This window comes from Pseudomonas gessardii (genome assembly GCF_001983165.1).
In the GTDB taxonomy this organism is placed as follows: Bacteria; Pseudomonadota; Gammaproteobacteria; order Pseudomonadales; family Pseudomonadaceae; genus Aquipseudomonas; species Aquipseudomonas gessardii.
Genome location: NZ_MNPU01000067.1, coordinates 1 through 19,250 on the forward strand (window position 1 = coordinate 1; position 19,250 = coordinate 19,250).

Genomic DNA, 19,250 nt, shown 5'->3' on the forward strand with positions numbered 1-19,250 from the left:
GAAAAGGTAAGATTGTTCACGTCGGGGGCTTAGTTTTTGTTGGTGTGAGAGCTTACATTTTCTAAGATCCTCGACTCCTTTTCCAGCCGGTCAGATTTTTTCTACACCCTTAAATGCGAAGAGCCCGAAAAGCTCCTGGCCGACGAAGTTATCCTCTGTGCCGGTACCTATGGCAGTGCCGCGATCCTGCTGCGCTCTGGCATTGGTCCTGCTGCGGATCTGCTGGGCCTGCAGATTCCACTGGTGGCGGACCTGCCAGTGGGTCAGCACCTGGTGGATCATCCGTTCTACTACAACGCGTATGCCGCGCAGCCCGATCAGATCGGCAGTCAATCCCCGGCAATCGGCGCCAAGCTCTGGACTCATAGCAGCACAGCCCAGGGCGGTGAACTGGATTTGCATATCACCGCCACCCACTTGTTCCCGCATGAGCAGAGCCCGACCAAGGTGGGGTTTGTGCTTGCCGTGGCGCTGACGCGGCCTTTGTCCACGGGCAAGGTGACGCTGGTCAGCCGCGACCCGTTGGTGGCCCCGAAGATCGACCTCAACTTTCTTGCCCAAGAGCAAGACCGCCAGCGCCTGCTGGAAGGGATTCGCCTGTCTCGCAGGATTGGTGCGAGCGCGCCCTTGAACCAGTTTGTTCATTCAGAACTCAACCCCGGTGCGGGCGCCGACTCCGATGAGGTGCTGCTGGCCAGTGTTCGGGCAAGTCTTGATACCTACCACCACCCCACGTCTACCGCGCCTATGGGCCATGCAGGCGATCCGCGGGCGGTGGTTGACCTGGAAGGCCGGGTCCTGGGGTTGCATGGCCTGCGGGTGGTGGATGCTTCGATTTTTCCTGATGTGCCTTCTGTCGCGATCAATATCACGGTGATTGCCACCGCCGAAAAAATTGCCCACCTCTATCGCTGAGTGAATTTATAAAATGAATCCAACTACCGCGCTGAACTGGATTGATGGTCAATGGCTTGATTCCGGCGACTACAAAGAGTCCTTTGATCCCGCGACCTCCAATGTCATTGGTCGCTATGCCAATGGCGGACAGAATGAGGCACAGAAAGGCATCGAGGCGGCACGTCGGGCATTTGTGCAAACGGCCTGGAAAGACGACCGCCACTTGCGTGCCCAGGTACTGCTGGAGTTGGCGGATGCATTTGAGCGCAACACTCCCGCGTTGATCGAAATCCTCGCGCTGGAAAATGGCAAGATCAAGCCCGAGGCACAGTTTGAAGTCAGCATGGTGCCCTCCAAGTTGCGTTATTACGCGGCGCTCGCGAGGGCCGAATACGGACGGGCCGCCGAGCCCATGCCCGGCAAGATTTCCCTGGTCATCCGTCAGGCCGTCGGGGTGGCAGGCATTATTGCGCCGTGGAACTCACCGGTTGTACTGATGATCCGCTCCCTGGCCCCGGCCCTGGCGGCGGGCTGTACAGCGGTAATCAAAATGCCCGGCCAGACTGCCCAGACCAACACGTTGGTATCGCGGATCATGTCGCAAGCCGTCTCGCTGCCCAAGGGGGTCATCAACCTGTTCAGTGAGCTCGGGCCGCAAGGTTCCAAGCATCTGGTTGAGTCCCCCGACGTACCGGTGATCAGCTTTACCGGCAGCACGAGTACCGGTCGCAGCATTTCAGCCGTTGGCGCGCAACACCTCAAGCGCTTCGGCCTGGAGTTGGGAGGGAAAACACCCATGGTGGTGTTTGCCGATGCTGATCTTGAGGCGGCAGTGCCAACCCTGGAAAAAGCCCTGACGGTTTTCGCCGGACAGTTCTGCATGACCGGCTCGCGTCTGCTGGTGCAGCGCGATATTGCACCTGTATTGATTGAGCGCCTGGCCGCCCGTCTCAAAGCGGTGCGCGTCGGCCCGGCAGCGGACCCCGCGAGTGAAATGGGGCCCTTGATCGACAAGGCCAACGTGCAACGCGTCAACAAGGTGGTTGAGGCGGCGATTGCTGCCGGAGCGCAGGTCATCGTGCGCGGTGGCCCGATCACTGAGGGACCGTTGGCGCAGGGGGCGTTTTACCGTCCGACGCTGTTGCAAGTAAACGACGCGGATATGTCGATCGTGCAGTATGAAACCTTTGGGCCGGTACTGACCCTGCAAGTCTTCGACACTGAAGCCCAAGCCATCGAGTTGGCCAACAACAGCGAATACGGCCTGGCCGCGAGCATCTGGACACGGGATATCGACCGTTCCCTGCGGGTTGCCCGTGAGCTTGAGGCGGGGACGGTGTGGGTCAACGATTGGGCGGTGGTCTACGACGAGTTCGAAGAGGGCGGGTTCAAGCAATCAGGCCAAGGGCGGCTCAACGGGATGGCGGCCATGGATGATTTCGTTGAATACAAACACATTGCCCTCAACCCTGGCCCGCGCCAGTGACTGTGCAGGTTTGAGTTCGTGGGCTTCTTGAAACCACTGGCGACGGTAGTGCTGACAGGGATGCTCGCAATCTCTGGGCCAGTAGTCGCCGATCAGGATAAGTTGCAGATCCAAAGGAACGTGCCTATGTCACAGAGTCAGCTGTACGACGCCTTGCTAGACGCCCTCTATGCAACGTTTGGCAACCATCCGGGGTTTCGTATTGCGCATGCCAAAGGCGTATTGGTCGGCGGTACATTTGTTGCGTCAAAAGCTGCACAGGGCCTGAGTAGGGCGGCTCACTTTCAGGGAGAAGGTGTGCCCGTGCTGGTACGGTTCTCGAACTTCAGCGGTGTGCCGTCCACCCGCGATGGTGATCCCAGTGCGAGTCCCCATGGCATGGCCATTCGATTTGAACTGCCGGGTGGCCAGTCCACGGATATTGTCGCGCACTCTTTCGACGGCTTTCCCGTTGCCACCCCTCAAGCGTTTCTGGCATTTCTGCAGGGGATTGCTGCCAGCGTCGCATCGCCTGCCAATCCGGCACCGCTACAGGCGTTCCTGGCAGGTCATCCCAGGGCGCAGGCATTCCTTGACGCGGCCAAGCCGGCTCCGCGCAGTTACAGTTCGATCGAATATTTTGGGGTCAATAGCCTGGTGTTTGTTGATGCCCAAGGCGGGCGCCATATTGGTCGTTATCGCATCGAGCCGCAGATCAGGGAGCCGTTGCTCGGTGATGAGCAATTGGCCGCGATGCCTGATGATTATTTGCAACAGGCAATGGCTGGGCGCCTGGGTGTCGGGCCTGTGAATATGCGTCTGATTCTGCAACTGGCCGCGCCCGGCGATGCCGTTGATGACGGTTCCATCCCGTGGCCTCGCAAAGGGGCGCAGGCCCACCGTGAAGTCGAGCTGGGCATATTGACGTTGCGCAGCCTGGTCCCGGCATCGCAACAAGCCTTGGTCCAGCAAAGCACGGCCTTTGACCCAGGGCGCCTGGTAGATGGCATAGAAACCAGTAGCGACCCGATGATTGCTGCGCGGCACGAGATCTATCGGCGCGCCGCTTTGCGTCGGCGTTAGCCGTGAGGGCGCGCGCGGTGTTATCGAACAACGCTTGCTTTTTCATGATCGACTCTCGCCACCAGGGCTGGTGTAAGCGGCAGTCTCAAGCACCCGCCACAGGATGGGGGTGCTCAAGTGCGACGGTTAGCTGCTGCAGGCGGCAACAGCGGCCTGATCAATAAACGCAGCAACTTCGACCGGTCTTGATGCCAGCGAAGCGTGGCTGGCGTGCAGGGTGATGACCTTTTGCGCATTGAGTCGGTTGGCCATGCGCTGTTCGTTTTCGGGGGCGATCATGCGGTCATCACTGGAGATCTGATACCACGAAGGTTTTTTCTTCCAGGCCGGGGCGCTGATGGTGTTGGCGAAGGTACTGATCAATGGTGCTTTTTGCGTGACGCCCATCACGATGGCTTCATCGGCGCTGAGGTCCTGGCAGAAGCTCTCATGGAACAGCTCGGGCTTGACCCAAAGATAGCCGTCGCTGTCAGGCACAAGGTTGGCGGCTGCAACAGGCGGGTGTGCCTGGGTGATGCTTGCAGGGCTCTCGCCCGCGTCAGGTGCAAAGGCGGCTATGTACACCAGGCCGATGACATTGGGTTGGTCACCCGCCTCGGTAATGACCGCACCGCCATAAGAATGGCCCACGAGCAGAACCGGCCCCGATTGTTGGGCGATCATCTTGCGAGTGCGTTCAGCGTCTTCGGCCAGTGAGGTCAGCGACAGTTCAACGGCATGGATGTTCGTATAGCCTTTGTGTGTCAGCTCAACGATAACCTTGCTCCAGTGTGCAGCCCCGCCCCAAAAACCGTGTACCAATAGCACAGCAGGTTTAGTCGTCATGTGTGTTACTCCTCAGTGCATGGATGCGTTTGCACGCTTTGAAAAAGCTAATGCCATTTGAATTTCATGAGTAGGGTCGCTGGCGAGAGGCAGGATCCCGTTCTTGAGAGAGGAGATGACTTATGCGTGAGTCAGCTCGGTCGAATGGGCATTGATCCGTGCAGGATGCTTTATGTGCTGTCGGGCAAAATCCAGATAGGTCTGCACAATGGGCGAGGGATGCGGGTGTGAAGCGTAGTGCAGTGTGATCTCCAGGTCGGGGAGTGGGTGATCCTCCAACAAGACAACCAACTGCTGGTTTTTGATGTGCTCCATTGTCATGAAGGGAGGCAGCTCGGTCACCACGTCACCGGCCAGGGCGCGGTTGCACAAATGGGTGTAGTCGTTGGTGACGATCGTCGGCTCGGGTTTGAATATTTCCTTTCCCAGGCGCCAATAAGCCGTGGTGCCTTGGCTCCAGACGCCACAGGGGAACTGGTGCAGGTCTTTGACCCTGGCGGGCACCCCCAGGCGCTGAAGCAGTGCGGGGGCCGCCACCAGCACATGGTGGTAAGCGAGCATCCGTTGAGTACTCAAGGAGTGCCTGCTGCAACGGCCAATGCGCATGCTCACATCGACACCTTCTTCGATCATCTTGATGGGCCTGTCGCAGGTCCGGACCTGCAGCACAATGCCTGGATAACGCTGTTGAAACCGTGAAAGCATCTCCCACCATGGCGTGAGCGAAGACGGTAATGAAAGCCGCAGGAGCCCTTTAAGCCGGGCCTGATCGTTGAGCAAGGCGCGTTCACCACTGGCGAGTATTTCAAGGCCCCGGCTGGCGTGCTGGTATAAACGCATGCCGGCGTCGGTGAGGCATGTGCCGTGCACCGAGCGTTGCAACAACTGCACATTGAGCTCGCGCTCCAGGTCCCGGACCCGACGGCTGATGGTGGCAAGCGGGATACCCAGGTGCTCGGCAGCGGCCGTCAGGCTGCCGAATTGCGCCGTGGCCGCGAACATGCGGACCGCATTCAGATCCATGCTGCAGTTTCTTGGGGCCTTGAATCACAGGCACATTGCCTGGATAAGGTTGTCATGGCGACGGCGTCTGCCAGGTCCTGAAGCAGCCGCCGCTCACTGCTCTCGCTATCGGGGTTGGCGCACACGATCAAGGGATTCTTGAAGGCCGCCCGCAGCCATCGGCAAAAGCCTTCGGGGTAGGCCGGCCCTGTGCCCGGCAGCCATTGCACCAGGTGCAGGTAAGCAATGTTGCGGTGGTTAAGTTCCTCGGCCAGGTACAGGGCCATGGCGTGGGGTTCGCGATCTTCAATGTCATTGAGGGTGCCCCAGGGGGACAGGCGTACGCCAATGCGCTGCGCGCCTAGCACCCTGATCAGTTGATCGACGATTTCCAGCAGGAACCGGGCACGGCTTTCCAGCGATCCGCCATATTCGTCCTGGCGCAAATTGGTGCCAGTGGCCAGGAACTGCTCAATCAGATAGCCGCTGGCGCCATGAATCTCAACCAGGTCAAACCCGGCAGTCATTGCATTGACGGCGGCGTCCACAAACGCCTGTTGGGTCACGCGAATGTCTACCAGGGTCATTTGCCTGGGGCTCGCGGCCGGCACCCCGATGCCTGTGCCTTGGCCATTGCAGATGAACACCTCTGAGCGGGCTCGGATTGCCGAGGGGGCAAGGGGCGGGTGATTGTCTGGTTGCAGGTCACAGTGGGACACGCGACCCACATGCCAGAGCTGGGCGGCAACCAGGCAGCCAGCTTGATGAAAACGGTCGGTGACGACTTTCCAGCCGATGATCTGCTCGGCTGAATAAAGACCCGGGGCATTGGTATGGCCCTGGCCTTCGGGGCAGACAGGTGCCCCCGATGCAATCACCAGCCCGGCATCCACGCATTGAACGCTGCAAGGCCTGGTTGACTGGGACGAGGAGGGCACTTGGGGGGTAAAAATCCTGCGGTTTTTTAGCGTCACAGTCCCGATATCCAGGGGTGTAAGTAAGCGCGTTGTCACGGAGTGCATCCTCTGGAACCGCCAGGAAAACCGGGGCTATATACATAACGATCGCTATGTAATAATTCAGGGCAAGTGATCGTGTCAATATTTTTTGTAGTGATCGTTATTATCAGGTGAGGGAAACATGGCTGAACGAGGAAGACCTCGCGCCTTTGACCGCGGGCACGTGCTGGAACAGGCAATGAATGTGTTTTGGTTACGGGGATACGAAGGGGCATCGTTGACCGCGCTGACCCAGGCCATGGAACTCAACCCGCCAAGCCTGTATGCAGCCTTCAAGAACAAGGAAGGTTTGTTCCGCGCCGCGCTGGATCACTACCTCACCCATCATGGCGCCTATCGCTACAGCGTCCTGGCAGACGCTGCGACGGCTCGCGAGGCGGTGGAGGTTTTGCTCAAGGAGACGGTCACGCGGTTTTATCGCAGCCATCCGCCCCGTGGCTGCCTGGTGGTGCTGGCGGCGTTGTCCGGAACCCCGGAAAGCCAGGTAATCCAGGACGAGCTCAGCGCACAGCGCAGAGAAACCCACCGACTGATCGAGTCGCGCATTCACCAAGGCCTGTGCGACGGAGACGTGCCGGCAGAGACGAATGTTCAAACCCTGTCGGGTTTCTACACCACCGTCATGTTTGGCCTGAGCGTGCAGGCCAAGGACCAGGTCCCGTATGAGCAAATGATTGCGTTTGTGGACACCGCGATGGGCGTCTGGCCACCGTCGCCGGTGTGATTCTGGAAGACGCCAGGGTGGTACCTCGCTGTTCTTGTCCTTCCATAAATGAGAGAAAGGTTGTCATTCTGAGTGGTTAATATCCAAACCTGATTGATAGATAGTGAAGTCACTGGCTCAACGCCGGAACCTTCAAATCAATCGGAGCTTCATGATGACCATCAAATCTGTTCTCAGCCGTTACGAAACAGCCCTCAACACTAACGACACCAAGACCATCCTCGACTTGTACGGCAGCGAGCCGGTGTTCATGCCTCAGCATGCACCGGCCCTGGTCGGTCGTGACGCCGTGCAAGCCGGTTACGAACAGGTCTTCGCCACCCTCAAACTGAATGTCAAGTTCACCGTCCACGAAATAGAGGAAGTCGGTAACTGGGCCTGGGTACGCACCTCCTCGGCGGGTACCACACACATTCTGGCGGCCGGGATTGATGTGACCGAAGGCAACAATGAGTTGTTTGTGTTCCGCAACGAACAAGGTAACTGGAAGATTCATCGTTACCTGTTCGCCACCACTCAACCACGCGCCTGAGGTCATCACCATGAAAGCTTTTGTCATTGAACAAGCTGGCACGCCTGATGCCTTGAAGCTACGCGACATTCCCTCTGTGCAACCCTCGGACGATGAAGTCAGGATCCGTGTACGGGCATTGGGCCTCAACCGTGCCGAGACCTACCTGCGTGCCGGGAAAATGGGCCCGATCACCGCTCCCCGAGTGCCAGGTATCGAGGCAGTGGGTGAGGTGATTCATGACCCGTCGGGCACTTTTCGCACCGGCCAGCGTGTTGCTACGGCCATGGGAGGGATGCAGTTCGCCCGCAATGGCAGTTATGCCGAAGAGGTGACGGTGTTGCGCAGCAACGTGATCTCCCTGGACGGTTCGACGCTGTCATGGGAAGAGCTTGCCGCATTGCCTGAAGCCTACCTCACGGTGTGGGGCGCGTTGGACAAGAGCCTGGCGATTGAGCCAGGGCAGACGTTGCTGGTGCGGGGTGCGACGTCTTCGGTCGGCCTGGCGGCACTGACCTATGCCAAGGCCCGTGGCTTGAAAGTGATTGCCACGACCCGTTCGGCAGACAAGATCCAGCGTCTGCGTGAGATGGGGGCTGATGAGGTGGTGGTCGACAACGGCTCGATTGCCGAACACGTGCGCCAGTGGGTGCCTCAAGGGGTGGATGCGGTACTGGAGGTGGTCGGTGCGGCAACCCTGCGCGACAGCCTCAAGACCGTGCGCCCATTCGGGGCGGTCAGTGTGATCGGTTTGCTGGGCGGCGCGCCGATCCTGGAGCAGTTGCACTTGATGCAGGACCTGCCTTCGGCGGTGAAGCTGAACTTCTTTGGCAGCGGCTTGCTGGGCACGCCGGACATGCCCCTCAAGGACAGCCCCCTGTTGTGGATTGCCAAAGAAGTCGAAGCGGGGCGCATGCCGTCGATCCGTACGAAAACCTTCGATTTCGAACAGATCCCTGATGCTCATCGCCTGATGGAAAGCGATGGGGCCCTGGGCAAACTGGTTGTAAAACTCTGACATTAAGGAGTACATCATGCGGACTTCATTCCTGGCGCTGACCTTGGGCGCCTTGCTCCTTCCCGCCCTTGCCCTGGCCGCTCAACCGGCCCCTGAAAAAGAGGATGTGAAACAGGCGGTCACAGCCCAACTGAACCATTATCAGGCGGCGCTGAACGCTTCTGACCTGGATCAGGTGATGGCGCTTTATGCACAGGACGCGGTGTTCATGCCGCAAAACAGTTTGCCGGCGGTCGGGCGTGACGCCGTACGCCAGGCCTACCAGCAGGTCTTCGCCGCGATCAAACTCAACATACGCTTTACGATTGACGAGATTCGACCGCTGTCACGGGATTGGGCTTTTGCCCGCACGCGCTCCAATGGCACCGCCACGCCACTGGCAAGTGCTCAACCTGGTGGTGCTGAAGGGAATCAGGAAATCTTCTTGCTGCATCGGGAGGCCGATGGGAAATGGCGTTTTGCGCGTTACATTTTCTCTTCTACCAACGCTCCCAGGTAGTTGCGAATGGAGGCCATGCCTCGGATGGCAGGCACACAAAAACGCCGCTCGGTTATGAGCGGCGTTTTTGTGTGTCAGCGATTCAAACTCGGGGAAATGGACCCGCCAACAGAGCGGATCCAGACAATCGGTCAGAGTTTCGGCAACTGCCCGATACGCCCCATCATTTCGGTGACGATCTGCAGGTCCAGCAGGAACTGCTCGGTGGTCTTGAACTCGTTGTCGGTGTGGCCGGTGTATTTGACTTCAGGTCGTGCCAGGCCGAATTGCACGCCGTTGGGCAGGTCATGCACCGACGTTGCTCCGGCCGAAGTACCGAACTCGGGCTTCATGCCCAGGTTCTCGGTGGACACGGCCAGCAACGCCTTGACCCACTCGCCCTCGGGGTTGCGATACATCGGCGCGGCGATCGAGTAATCGAAGGCCGGCGTGATATGGGCCTTGGTGCTCCAGGCGCTCAACTTGTCGGCGATTTCTTTCTTGAGTGTTTCTGGCGACTTGCCTTTTGGCACCCGCAGATTGACGGCCAGCTTGAAGGCTTTTGCATCCATGCCGACAAACGTCAGGGAGGTGGTCAGCGGGCCCATGAAGTCATCGGAGAAGCCCACGCCCAACTTGCCACCCAGGTAATCCAGGCCCCAGTTGTCGGCGGCATAGCGGGCGGCGTCGGTGATCTCGTTGTGCTTGAGCGCTACCTTGCCGTCCAGGCCATTGATGAAGCCCAGCATCCGCGCCACCGGGTTGATGCCCGATTCGGGTTCGGAGGAGTGCGCCGAGACGCCCGTCACGGTCAACTTGACCTCTTTGCCGACGACTTTGGCATCTACCGTGAAGTCACCACCATTGGCCTTGGCATACGCAGCGCCAGCCTGTTGGAGGCTGGCGGCCAGCTCGGTGGGCTTGTCGCTGCGTAGCGTTACCACCGATGCCGAAGGAATTTGGTTGGTCGCAAGCCCGCCGGTCATCGAGAGGATTTCGGCACCTTTGCCCTCGGCCTTGCGCTTGGCGAAGGTTGCCATGACGGTGCCATAGCCTTTCTCGGCGATGACTACCGGATAGCCGCCATCCAGGGCCAGGTTGTAGTTGGGCGTCGGGTTGCGTTCAAAGTAATAGGGGATGGCGTCGCCGGTGGTTTCTTCGGTGGTGTCCACCAGCAGCTTGAAGTTGCGTGCCAGTGGCAGGTTTTCTTCCTTGATCACTTTCATGGCGTACAGCGTGACCACGATGCCGTTCTTGTCATCTTCGGTGCCACGGCCATACATGCGGTCGCCGATCAGCGTGACTTTGAAGGGATCGAGTCGGGTGCCGTCCTTTAACACCCAGTTTTCCGGGGTTACCGGCACCACGTCGGCGTGGGCATGAATGCCGACGACCTCATCACCTGCGCCTTCCAGGGAGATTTCATAGACGCGGTCGTCGACATTGCGAAAGTTCAGGTTGAAGGACTGGGCCAGGGCCTTGATCTTTTCGGCAATCTTTTTGAATTCAGGGTTGTCGTGCTGGGCAACACCCTCAACCTGGAAGGTCGGGATGGCCACCAGTTCACGCAGGGTTTCGGTGGCGGCTGTACCGTATTTCACTCGGGCATAGAGGCCCAGCAGGCGATGGATATCGTTCTGTTGCTCGGCGGTCAGCGTCTTGTTGTCGAGGAAGGCAGTGATGGCCGGGCCGAGATTGGCGGTTTTCGCTACGTCGCTTTTGCCCAGGTTGCCGAGGAACGTGCGGAAATCCTTGATCGAGGCGTCATTCAGGGTTTTGAGAATAGTCGCACTCTGTTGCGGGTTGATGCTGGCGACGGCAGACACGCTAACCGAAGACAGGCTGGCAATCATCAAGGTGGCAGCGGCCAGGTGCTTAAGGGAGAAGTCCATTGCTGGGGCATTCCTTTGCTGGTGGTGTGTGAGAAATGTCTGAATTGTGTATCGGAAACATTTCCACACACTAGCATCACCGACGCGGTGCTGGGGAGCCCTCGGCGGGGTCATGTCCTATCGCAATACGAAAACGCCGCCTCTGGCCAACACGGATGCCCTCAGGTTGATAGCGGTTGAGTCAGTCCAGGCTGTAGCGCACCGACAGGGTGCCTTTTTTCTCGGACAGGCCGAGGATGGTGATCTGGCCCACTTGGGCAAGCGCTTGCACATGGGTGCCGCCACACGCGTAGGGCGGCAGGTCGCCAAAGCCGACTTCCCGGCTATCGCCGTCCAGCACCATGTGGCGTGGCAAGTCTGCGGCGATCCACTGGTTGACCTGGTCCTGCAGGGTGTCGGCCTCCATGACTTGCGCCGACTCGCCACGGATAAAGCTGATCTTGCCTTCGCCGGGCCAGTGGTGGGCCTTGATCGGCATCCAACCCAGGGTTTCGCCAGCGTTGCCGATCAAATGCCCGGCCGAATGCAGGCGCGTATGCAAGGCGCGCCGTTGTGCGTCGATGCGGGCCTGGGTGGGGCCCGGCGTGAGGGGGCGGTCGACGTAATGCACGATGCGCCCGGCCTCCTGCACGACTTTCACGACGGTGCTGTCCCCCAGCCAGCCGGTATCAAAGGGCTGGCCGCCGCCCTGGGGGTGGAAAATGGTCGATTGCAGTACCACTGCAAACTGCTGTTCATGGGGCGTGCACTCCAGCACATCGACATCGGCAACCAGGTGGTCGTGGGTAAAAAACAGGCGCTGGGTCATGGTCTACATCCGCATCAGGGTTCTACCGGGCAGTATAAATAGTGCTCGGATGAGTGATAATCCATTCAAATATCAATGGACCTGTGCGTCATGAGCATCAATCTTCCTCTGCCACTGCTGGGCGAAATGGCGATTTTCGTCAAGGTTGTGGAAACCGGCAGTTTCTCCGAAGCGGCGCGCCAACTGGGCGCTTCGCCATCGTCCGTGAGCCGCAGCATCTCGCGCCTGGAACAGGCCCTGGCCACGCGTTTGTTGCAGCGCACCACGCGCAAGTTGCGCCTGAGTGAGGGGGGTGAAGAAGTCTTCAAGCGCTGCCAGGAGATGGTCAACGCGGCGCGCTCGGTGATGGAAATCAGCGGCCAGTACACCCACGAGGCCGAAGGACTGGTGCGGGTCAGCGTGCCCAAGGCGGTGGGGCGGTTTGTGGTGCATCCGCACATGCCGGAGTTTTTGCGGCGTTATCCCAAGGTTGATGTGCAATTGATCCTGGAGGATCGGCAGGTGGATATGATCGATGACAATGTCGACTTGAGCATCCGTATCACCGACAGCCCGCCGCCGGGGTTGGTGGGGCGCCAGCTGTTGCCGATCGAGCATCTGCTCTGTGCCACGCCACAGTATTTGGCTGCGCACGGCACACCGCTGCACCCCCATGACTTGCTGGAACACAGTTGTATTTACCTGGGAGAAACCCCCGGGGACGCACGCTGGAAATTCCGCCAGGCAGGCAAGACGGTGACGGTCGGCGTGCGCGGCCGGTACGCGGCCAACCACACGGGGGTGCGGTTGGATGCGGTGCTGCAGGATGTCGGGATTGGCAGCTTGCCGTACTTCACCGCGCGGCATGCATTGGAGGAGGGGCGCCTGGTGCAGGTCTTGCCGCACTGGGATTTCATTGCCTCGTACCATGGGGATGCCTGGTTGCTGCATTCACCCACGCGGTACCTGCCGCCGAAGCTGCGGGTGTTTATTGATTATCTGGTGGAGTGCATGGCGAAGGAGCCGACGTTGCGCAGGCGGTAGGAACAATGCGGTCGAAAACAATATGGGAGCGGGCCCGCTCCCACACAAGTCCGCTCCTACATTTGATATCCAGTGCTTTCGGGATCAGTGCTTGGACTGGTCGTGGGGCATGGCCAGCAGCTGTTTTTCCTGGTTCCAGTCGAACGGTTCGTCGTTCTGTTCGGCTTCGAAGCGGCGTTCTTCCAGGGCCTGGTACATATCCAGTTCATCGTCGGGCATGAAGTGCAGGCAGTCACCGCCGAAGAACCACAGCAGGTCGCGCGGTACCAGATGGGCAATCTGCGGGTAGCGCAGGATGACCTGGCTCATCATGTCCTGGCCCAGGTACTGGCTTTCGATCGGGTCGATGGGCAGCAGGGCCCGCAGTTCATCAAAGCGTTCCAGGAACAAGACGTGGCTTTCCTCGGGAACCTGTTCGGCTTCGCCGACGGCTACCAGGATGCTGCGCAGGTGGTCGAGCAAGACGAGATGATCGGCAACGACGTTGGACACGAGAGTAAGTCCTCAAAAGCAAAAACGGGCGCGAGAGTATATAGCTCTCGCGCCCGCTTTTATATGACCGCTGGCTTAACGGACCCTGCCGGGGGCCTGGGCCAGCTCCTCCTTGCTGAAGTCATCCACGTCGATCACCTTGCGTCGCGCCGCTTCAGCCTCACGCAGGGTCTGTGCTTCAGCCGCTTGTAATACGCCAGCTTCCAATGCGGCATCGATGGCGTGTTCCCCGGCGCGAGGCTTGACCTGGCCACTCTTGAGCGCGCTGTGGAGTTTTTTCTGCAGCGGGTGGCTGGCACCCAGCAGGTCGTAGGCCTGTTGCAACGCGCCCACCGGGTCTTCGGCTGATTGTGGGCGGTAGCAGCCAGCCAGCAGCTCTTCGAGGGTCGGATCGCCCTTGGCCCGGCCAATCACGGCGGCGACTTCGGCATCCAGTGCATCGGATGGGCCTGTATGGCGACGGCCGAACGGGAACACGATTACCCTCAGCAGGCAGCCCAGCACTTTATTAGGGAAGTTGCTGAGCAGTTCATCCAGCGCACGCTCCGACTGGCCGAGGCTTTCTTCCATGGCCCAGGCAAACAGCGGTTCCAGGTGATCCGGTGAATCCAGGTCGTGGTAGCGCTTGAGTGCCGCCGAGGCCAGGTACATGTGGCTGAGCACATCCCCCAGCCTTGCCGACAGGCGTTCGCGACGCTTCAACTCGCCGCCCAGCAGCATCATGCTCAGGTCAGCCAGCAGGGCAAACGCGGCGGCCTGGCGATTGAGCGCGCGGAAGTAGCCCTGGCTCAAGCGGTTGCCTGGCGCTTTTTCGAAGTGGCCCAGGCCGAGGTTCAACACCAGGGTACTGGCGGCGTTGCTCACGGCAAAGCCGATGTGCTGCATCAACAGGCCATCGAACTCCTTGAGCGCCTGGTCGCGGTCTTCACGACCGGCGAGGGCCATTTCCTTGAGCACGAATGGGTGGCAGCGGATCGCGCCCTGGCCGAAGATCATCAGGTTGCGCGAAAGGATGTTCGCGCCCTCCACTGTGATGAAGATCGGCGCCCCTTGCCAACTGCGCCCCAAGTAGTTGTTGGGCCCCATGATGATGCCCTTGCCGCCGTGCACGTCCATGGCGTGGCTGATGCACTCGCGGCCGCGCTCGGTCAGGTGATACTTGAGAATGGCCGAGAGTACCGAGGGTTTTTCGCCCAGGTCGACAGCGTTGGCGGTGAGCATGCGGGCGCTGTCCATCAGCCAGGCGTTGCCGCCGATGCGGGCCAGGGCCTCCTGGATGCCTTCGAAAGCCGACAGCGGCACATTGAACTGTTCGCGCACCTGGGCATATTGGCCGGTCACCAGGCTGGTGAACTTGGCGGCCCCGGTACCCACCGCCGGCAGGGAAATCGAACGGCCTACCGACAGGCAGTTCATCAACATCATCCAGCCCTTACCGAGCATCTCCTGGCCGCCGATCAGGAAGTCCAGGGGAATGAACACGTCCTTGCCGGAGTTGGGGCCGTTCATGAACGCCGCACCGAGTGGCAGGTGACGGCGGCCGATGTCCACGCCCGGGGTGTCGGTGGGGATCAGCGCCAGGCTGATGCCCAGGTCTTCTTCTTCACCCAGCAGGTGGTCCGGGTCATGGGCCTTGAAGGCCAGGCCCAGCAGGGTCGCGACTGGGCCGAGGGTTATGTAGCGTTTTTCCCAGTTCAGGCGCAGGCCGAGGGTTTCCTTGCCTTCCCATTCGCCTTTGCAGATCACCCCGGTGTCGGGCATCGCGCCGGCATCGGAGCCGGCCAGCGGGCCGGTCAGGGCAAAGCACGGGATGTCATCGCCACGCGCCAGGCGCGGCAGGTAGTGGTTGCGTTGCTCGTCGGTGCCGTAGTGCAGCAGCAGTTCGGCAGGGCCCAGGGAGTTGGGGACCATGACGGTGGAAGCGAGGTCGCCGCTGCGGGTCGCCAGTTTCATCGCCACCTGGGAGTGGGCGTAGGCCGAAAAGCCCTTGCCGCCGTATTCCTTGGGGATGATCAGGGCGAAGAAGCCATGTTGCTTGATATGGTCCCAGGCCGCCGCCGGCAGGTCCATGGCCTGGCCGATTTCCCAGTCGGTGACCATGGCGCACAGTTCTTCGGTCGGGCCGTCGATAAAGGCCTGCTCTTCTTCGGTCAACTGCGCCTTGGGGTAGGCCAGCAGTTTGTCCCAGTCGGGGCGGCCGCTGAACAGCTCGCCGTCCCACCACACGGTGCCGGCGTCGATGGCATCGCGCTCGGTCTCGGACATCGGCGGCAGCACTTTCTGGAACCAGTTGAAAAGCGGTGCGGTGAAGTACTGGCGGCGCAGGTCGGGCAATAGCAGCGGTGCGGCGACTACTGCAATCAACACCCAGAAAACCAGCAGCAGCCAGCCCGGTGCATGGCTGAAGGCACCCATCGCCAACAGGTAGACGGCGACCACACCCAGGGCGGGCAGGGGCGCGGTGCGACGGTGTGCCAGGTAGGCAATGCCGAGCACCAGAACCAGTATCCACAACAACAGCATATTCAATCCTCCGTGAAACCAGGGGCAGAAGCACCCTCAGAGCTTAGTCGGCATCCGAAAAAGCGGTGCCTGAGGGTGTTACGTGTGTGGCGGGAAGTGCTCTCCAGTCACAGGCAGCAGGCGCCGACATTTGGCCGAATCGTCGTTATCCCTCGGTCGGGCCTGTGGTTAGACTCCAGGCTCGCCTCGGAGAAAATCCCCATGAATGCGTACTTGAGTCCCAGCCGCTTCATCGATAGTGACCACCCCACGGTGGTGGAGTTCGCCGAAAAACATCGCGGTGCGAGCCGCGACCCCCGTGACCAGGCAGTCAGTCTGTATTACGCCGTGCGTGAAGCGGTGCGCTACAACCCTTACACCTTCAGCCGCGATCCGCAAACCCTGGCGGGCAGTTACGCCCTGGCCACCGGGCAGAGTTATTGCGTGCCCAAGGCCACCCTGCTGGCCGCCTGCGCCCGGCATTGCGGCATACCGTCGCGTATTGGCCTGGCGGACGTGCGCAATCACTTATCGACCCCGCGCCTGATCGAGCTGCTCAAGAGTGATGTGTTCGCCATGCACGGCTACACCGAACTGTATCTGGACGGGCGCTGGGTCAAGGCCACGCCAGCGTTCAACAGCCAGCTGTGCGAATTGTTCGATGTGCCGCCACTGGATTTCGACGGGATCAATGACAGTGTGTTCCACCCCTTCAACCGCCAGGGCCAGCGTTCCATGGAGTACGTGGTGGACCATGGGCAATTTGCCGAGGTGCCCGAGGAATTCTTCTTTGCCCACCTGGAGAAATGTTACCCACACCTGTTTGGCGAGCAGTCGCCGCAGCTGTTAGGCGATATGCAGAGCGATTTGAGTCGCGGCTGAACCGGCGTATGCTGCCCCGGCATTCATCTATTCAGAGGTCGATCATGCTGAAGATCTGGGGTCGTAAAAATTCATCAAACGTCAGGAAAGCACTGTGGTGCGCCGAGGAACTGGGCCTGGACTATGAGGCAATTGATGCGGGCGGGGCTTTTGGCGTGGTCGATACCCCGCAATACCGGGCGCTGAACCCCAATGGCCGGGTGCCGATGATCGAAGATGGCGATTTTGTGTTGTGGGAGTCCAACACCATCGTGCGCTACCTCTGCGCCAAACAGGCATCGAGTTGGTACCCGAGTGACCTGCAAGCGCGGGCCAATGCCGAGAAATGGATGGATTGGACCACCTCGACACTGGCCGAGCCGTTCAAGATCGTGTTCTGGGGCGTGCTGCGCACCCCCGCCGAGAAACAGAACTGGGACAACATCCATGCCGGTCGCCAGGCCTGCATCGAGGCATTGGGCACGGTGGAGCAGGCCCTGGCCACGCAGCCCTACCTGTCGGGCAACGAGATCGGCATGGGTGACATCCCCCTGGGCAGCTTTATCTACGCCTGGTTCGAGATGCCTATCGAACGGCCCTCGATGCCTAATCTGGAGGCCTGGTACCAGCGTTTGCAGCAACGCCCGGCCTATCAAAAGGCGGTGATGACCGCGTTGACTTAATACTGACTATTAATACGGGTGACTGTACTTGTGCGGCGCACGCAAGCACCATGCCTGCCGTGCCCCGCAGTTGTATTGCGTGCAGTGCGCCCTTACCTATTGTTTCTATTTCCTTCCTTGGTGCGTAATCCGATATGAGTTCCGCTCTGTCCATCCGGCAGCTAACCAAAACCTACGGCAACGGTTTCCAGGCCCTGAGTGGTATCGATCTGGATGTCGCCGAAGGTGATTTCTTCGCCTTGCTCGGCCCTAACGGCGCCGGCAAGTCCACCACCATCGGTATTCTCTCGACCCTGGTCAACAAGACCAGTGGCACGGTGAATATCTTTGGCCATGACCTGGATAAATCCCCGGCCGCGCTCAAGCGCAGCATTGGCGTGGTGCCCCAGGAGTTCAACTTCAACCAGTTTGAAAAGACCTTCGATATCGTGGTGACCCAGGCCGGTTACTACGGCATCCCGCCGAAAATCGCCAAGGAACGCGCCGAGCAGTACCTGACCCAGTTGGGCCTGTGGGACAAGCGCGACGTGCCATCACGCTCCCTGTCCGGCGGCATGAAGCGCCGCCTGATGATCGCCCGCGCCCTGGTGCACGAGCCGCGCCTGCTGATCCTCGACGAGCCGACGGCCGGGGTGGACATCGAATTGCGTCGCTCGATGTGGACTTTCCTCACCGAGCTGAACCAGAAAGGCATCACGATCATCCTCACCACCCATTACCTGGAAGAGGCTGAACAGTTGTGCCGCAACATCGGCATCATCGACCACGGCACCATCGTCGAAAACACCAGCATGCGTAACCTGCTGGGTCAGTTGCATGTCGAGACGTTCCTGCTCGACCTGAAGAACAACCTGTCCGTGCCGCCCCAACTGATCGGCTACCCAAGCCGCCTGGTGGACAGCCACACCCTGGAGGTGCAGGTCGATAAAGCCATGGGCATTACTGCGCTGTTCAGCCAGTTGGCCACGCAGAACATTGAAGTGTTGAGCCTGCGTAACAAAACCAATCGCCTTGAGGAGTTGTTCGTGTCCCTGGTGGAGAAAAATCTGGCGAAGGTGGCGGTATGAGTTCCGAGTTCCAACCCAACCTGGTAGCGCTTAACACCATCGTCTATCGCGAAGTGAAGCGCTTCATGCGCATCTGGCCGCAGACCCTGCTGCCGCCAGCGATCACCATGGTTTTGTACTTCGTGATCTTCGGTAACCTGATCGGCCGGCAGATTGGCGATATGGGTGGCTTCACTTACATGGAATACATCGTGCCGGGGCTGATCATGATGTCGGTGATCACCAACTCCTACGGCAACGTGGTGTCGAGTTTCTTTGGCAGCAAGTTCCAGCGCTCCATCGAAGAACTGATGGTCTCGCCGGTCTCGCCGCACACCATCCTGATCGGCTACACCCTGGGCGGCGTGCTGCGCGGCCTGATGGTCGGGGCGATTGTGACGGTGCTGTCGATGTTCTTCACCGACCTGCAGGTGCATCACCTGGGGGTGACCATCCTGGTGGTGGTACTGACGGCGACGATCTTCTCGCTGCTGGGCTTTATCAACGCAGTGTTTGCGCGCAACTTCGATGACATCTCGATCATCCCGACCTTTGTGCTGACCCCGCTGACCTACCTGGGCGGGGTGTTTTACTCGATCACCTTGCTGCCGCCGTTCTGGCAGACCGTATCGCTGGCCAACCCGGTGCTGCATATGGTCAACGCCTTCCGCTACGGGATCCTCGGCGTGTCGGATATCAAGATCAGCGTGGCGATCACCTTTATGATCGTGGCCACGGTGGTGTTGTACATCGGATGCGCGCGGTTGCTGGTGAGTGGGCGTGGGATGCGGACCTAAGCATCCAGCCGAACAGGCTCAAAAATGTTGGGGTAGGCTTGTGTGCGGGCTTGCCCTGATGCCAGTCAGTTAAGCCTTTTTTATAGGGGCGAGCTTGCTCGCGAAGAACTTGAGAGCGCCGCGG

The 19,250-nt window shown here is 59.8% G+C and carries 18 protein-coding genes and 1 pseudogene; 12 read left to right on the plus strand and 7 right to left on the minus strand.

Going from position 1 to position 19,250, the window contains the following annotated elements; genetic code table 11:
* Positions 1 to 126: 126 nt before the first annotated feature.
* From BLL38_RS27515 to BLL38_RS27525, 3 genes and pseudogenes are all read left to right on the plus strand, one after another.
* Positions 127 to 915 (plus strand): annotated as a pseudogene (locus tag BLL38_RS27515) (GMC family oxidoreductase); the annotation flags it as partial.
* A 13-nt stretch (positions 916 to 928) separates the two neighbouring features.
* Complete coding sequence (locus BLL38_RS27520) at positions 929 to 2,383, plus strand: aldehyde dehydrogenase family protein (RefSeq protein WP_076965093.1); 1,455 nt, start codon at positions 929 to 931, stop codon at positions 2,381 to 2,383.
* Positions 2,384 to 2,401: 18 nt separating this feature from the next.
* Positions 2,402 to 3,445, plus strand: coding sequence for a catalase family peroxidase (locus tag BLL38_RS27525; RefSeq protein ID WP_242627643.1), 1,044 nt, complete (start codon positions 2,402 to 2,404; stop codon positions 3,443 to 3,445).
* Between the two features lie 126 nt (positions 3,446 to 3,571).
* On the opposite strand, the gene BLL38_RS27530 is transcribed toward BLL38_RS27525, so the two are convergent.
* From BLL38_RS27530 to BLL38_RS27540, 3 genes are all read right to left on the minus strand, one after another.
* Positions 3,572 to 4,270, minus strand: a complete 699-nt coding sequence (locus BLL38_RS27530; RefSeq protein WP_076965095.1) for an alpha/beta hydrolase — start codon at positions 4,268 to 4,270, stop codon at positions 3,572 to 3,574.
* A gap of 120 nt (positions 4,271 to 4,390) precedes the next feature.
* The gene (locus BLL38_RS27535; protein ID WP_076965096.1) at positions 4,391 to 5,293 is read right to left on the minus strand and encodes a LysR family transcriptional regulator; all 903 of its coding nucleotides are present in this window, start codon (positions 5,291 to 5,293) and stop codon (positions 4,391 to 4,393) included.
* Positions 5,284 to 6,294, minus strand: a complete 1,011-nt coding sequence (locus BLL38_RS27540) for an oxidoreductase (protein ID WP_076965097.1) — start codon at positions 6,292 to 6,294, stop codon at positions 5,284 to 5,286. The genes BLL38_RS27535 and BLL38_RS27540 overlap by 10 nt, the downstream gene beginning before the upstream one ends.
* 175 nt (positions 6,295 to 6,469) lie before the next feature.
* Here BLL38_RS27540 and BLL38_RS27545 point away from each other — a divergent pair, with 175 nt between their 5' ends.
* The 4 genes from BLL38_RS27545 to BLL38_RS27560 all read left to right on the plus strand — a co-directional run bounded on the left by BLL38_RS27545 (position 6,470) and on the right by BLL38_RS27560 (position 9,043).
* Positions 6,470 to 7,015: a TetR/AcrR family transcriptional regulator gene (locus BLL38_RS27545; RefSeq protein ID WP_242627642.1), complete on the plus strand. Its 546-nt coding sequence runs from the start codon at positions 6,470 to 6,472 to the stop codon at positions 7,013 to 7,015.
* Between the two features lie 154 nt (positions 7,016 to 7,169).
* The gene (locus tag BLL38_RS27550) at positions 7,170 to 7,547 is read left to right on the plus strand and encodes a YybH family protein (RefSeq protein ID WP_076965099.1); all 378 of its coding nucleotides are present in this window, start codon (positions 7,170 to 7,172) and stop codon (positions 7,545 to 7,547) included.
* 10 nt (positions 7,548 to 7,557) lie between these two features.
* The gene (locus BLL38_RS27555; RefSeq protein WP_076965100.1) at positions 7,558 to 8,544 is read left to right on the plus strand and encodes a zinc-binding alcohol dehydrogenase family protein; all 987 of its coding nucleotides are present in this window, start codon (positions 7,558 to 7,560) and stop codon (positions 8,542 to 8,544) included.
* A gap of 16 nt (positions 8,545 to 8,560) precedes the next feature.
* Positions 8,561 to 9,043, plus strand: a complete 483-nt coding sequence (locus BLL38_RS27560) for a YybH family protein (RefSeq protein WP_076965101.1) — start codon at positions 8,561 to 8,563, stop codon at positions 9,041 to 9,043.
* Between the two features lie 131 nt (positions 9,044 to 9,174).
* Here the strand turns inward: BLL38_RS27560 and BLL38_RS27565 are convergent, their stop codons facing one another.
* Both BLL38_RS27565 and BLL38_RS27570 read right to left on the minus strand, forming a co-directional pair.
* Positions 9,175 to 10,914 (minus strand): dipeptidase, encoded by a 1,740-nt coding sequence (locus tag BLL38_RS27565; protein ID WP_032859264.1) that lies wholly within the window; start codon positions 10,912 to 10,914, stop codon positions 9,175 to 9,177.
* Positions 10,915 to 11,095: 181 nt separating this feature from the next.
* Complete coding sequence (locus tag BLL38_RS27570) at positions 11,096 to 11,722, minus strand: alanyl-tRNA editing protein (protein WP_076965102.1); 627 nt, start codon at positions 11,720 to 11,722, stop codon at positions 11,096 to 11,098.
* A gap of 90 nt (positions 11,723 to 11,812) precedes the next feature.
* On the opposite strand from BLL38_RS27570, the gene BLL38_RS27575 reads away from it, so the two are divergent.
* On the plus strand, positions 11,813 to 12,745 hold the full coding sequence (locus BLL38_RS27575; protein ID WP_065943535.1) for a LysR family transcriptional regulator: 933 nt from the start codon (positions 11,813 to 11,815) through the stop codon (positions 12,743 to 12,745).
* Positions 12,746 to 12,829: 84 nt separating this feature from the next.
* Here the strand turns inward: BLL38_RS27575 and BLL38_RS27580 are convergent, their stop codons facing one another.
* Both BLL38_RS27580 and BLL38_RS27585 read right to left on the minus strand, forming a co-directional pair.
* Positions 12,830 to 13,237, minus strand: a complete 408-nt coding sequence (locus BLL38_RS27580) for a PA2817 family protein (protein ID WP_032859267.1) — start codon at positions 13,235 to 13,237, stop codon at positions 12,830 to 12,832.
* Between the two features lie 75 nt (positions 13,238 to 13,312).
* On the minus strand, positions 13,313 to 15,760 hold the full coding sequence (locus BLL38_RS27585) for an acyl-CoA dehydrogenase (protein ID WP_032859269.1): 2,448 nt from the start codon (positions 15,758 to 15,760) through the stop codon (positions 13,313 to 13,315).
* 201 nt (positions 15,761 to 15,961) lie between these two features.
* Here BLL38_RS27585 and BLL38_RS27590 point away from each other — a divergent pair, with 201 nt between their 5' ends.
* From BLL38_RS27590 to BLL38_RS27605, 4 genes are all read left to right on the plus strand, one after another.
* Entirely contained in the window at positions 15,962 to 16,621 is a 660-nt protein-coding gene (locus tag BLL38_RS27590) for a transglutaminase-like domain-containing protein (RefSeq protein ID WP_076965103.1), read from the plus strand.
* A 44-nt stretch (positions 16,622 to 16,665) separates the two neighbouring features.
* Positions 16,666 to 17,283, plus strand: coding sequence for a glutathione S-transferase family protein (locus tag BLL38_RS27595; protein WP_032859271.1), 618 nt, complete (start codon positions 16,666 to 16,668; stop codon positions 17,281 to 17,283).
* Between the two features lie 134 nt (positions 17,284 to 17,417).
* The gene (locus tag BLL38_RS27600; protein WP_032859273.1) at positions 17,418 to 18,350 is read left to right on the plus strand and encodes an ABC transporter ATP-binding protein; all 933 of its coding nucleotides are present in this window, start codon (positions 17,418 to 17,420) and stop codon (positions 18,348 to 18,350) included.
* The gene (locus BLL38_RS27605; protein ID WP_032859275.1) at positions 18,347 to 19,126 is read left to right on the plus strand and encodes an ABC transporter permease; all 780 of its coding nucleotides are present in this window, start codon (positions 18,347 to 18,349) and stop codon (positions 19,124 to 19,126) included. Before BLL38_RS27600 ends, BLL38_RS27605 begins: the two co-directional genes overlap by 4 nt.
* The last annotated feature ends 124 nt before the right edge of the window (positions 19,127 to 19,250 follow it).

What these genes read in the sequence shown, in the direction of transcription:
- BLL38_RS27545 (WP_242627642.1), top strand. Translation starts at nt 6,470, where the DNA reads ATGAATGTGTTTTGGTTACGGGGATACGAAGGGGCATCGTTGACCGCG.
- BLL38_RS27550 (WP_076965099.1), top strand. Translation starts at nt 7,170, where the DNA reads ATGACCATCAAATCTGTTCTCAGCCGTTACGAAACAGCCCTCAACACT.
- BLL38_RS27570 (WP_076965102.1), bottom strand. Translation starts at nt 11,722, where the DNA reads ATGACCCAGCGCCTGTTTTTTACCCACGACCACCTGGTTGCCGATGTC.
- BLL38_RS27535 (WP_076965096.1), bottom strand. Translation starts at nt 5,293, where the DNA reads ATGGATCTGAATGCGGTCCGCATGTTCGCGGCCACGGCGCAATTCGGC.
- BLL38_RS27590 (WP_076965103.1), top strand. Translation starts at nt 15,962, where the DNA reads ATGAATGCGTACTTGAGTCCCAGCCGCTTCATCGATAGTGACCACCCC.
- BLL38_RS27530 (WP_076965095.1), bottom strand. Translation starts at nt 4,270, where the DNA reads ATGACGACTAAACCTGCTGTGCTATTGGTACACGGTTTTTGGGGCGGG.
- BLL38_RS27560 (WP_076965101.1), top strand. Translation starts at nt 8,561, where the DNA reads ATGCGGACTTCATTCCTGGCGCTGACCTTGGGCGCCTTGCTCCTTCCC.
- BLL38_RS27555 (WP_076965100.1), top strand. Translation starts at nt 7,558, where the DNA reads ATGAAAGCTTTTGTCATTGAACAAGCTGGCACGCCTGATGCCTTGAAG.
- BLL38_RS27605 (WP_032859275.1), top strand. Translation starts at nt 18,347, where the DNA reads ATGAGTTCCGAGTTCCAACCCAACCTGGTAGCGCTTAACACCATCGTC.
- BLL38_RS27585 (WP_032859269.1), bottom strand. Translation starts at nt 15,760, where the DNA reads ATGCTGTTGTTGTGGATACTGGTTCTGGTGCTCGGCATTGCCTACCTG.
- BLL38_RS27575 (WP_065943535.1), top strand. Translation starts at nt 11,813, where the DNA reads ATGAGCATCAATCTTCCTCTGCCACTGCTGGGCGAAATGGCGATTTTC.
- BLL38_RS27520 (WP_076965093.1), top strand. Translation starts at nt 929, where the DNA reads ATGAATCCAACTACCGCGCTGAACTGGATTGATGGTCAATGGCTTGAT.
- BLL38_RS27565 (WP_032859264.1), bottom strand. Translation starts at nt 10,914, where the DNA reads ATGGACTTCTCCCTTAAGCACCTGGCCGCTGCCACCTTGATGATTGCC.
- BLL38_RS27540 (WP_076965097.1), bottom strand. Translation starts at nt 6,294, where the DNA reads ATGCACTCCGTGACAACGCGCTTACTTACACCCCTGGATATCGGGACT.
- BLL38_RS27595 (WP_032859271.1), top strand. Translation starts at nt 16,666, where the DNA reads ATGCTGAAGATCTGGGGTCGTAAAAATTCATCAAACGTCAGGAAAGCA.
- BLL38_RS27600 (WP_032859273.1), top strand. Translation starts at nt 17,418, where the DNA reads ATGAGTTCCGCTCTGTCCATCCGGCAGCTAACCAAAACCTACGGCAAC.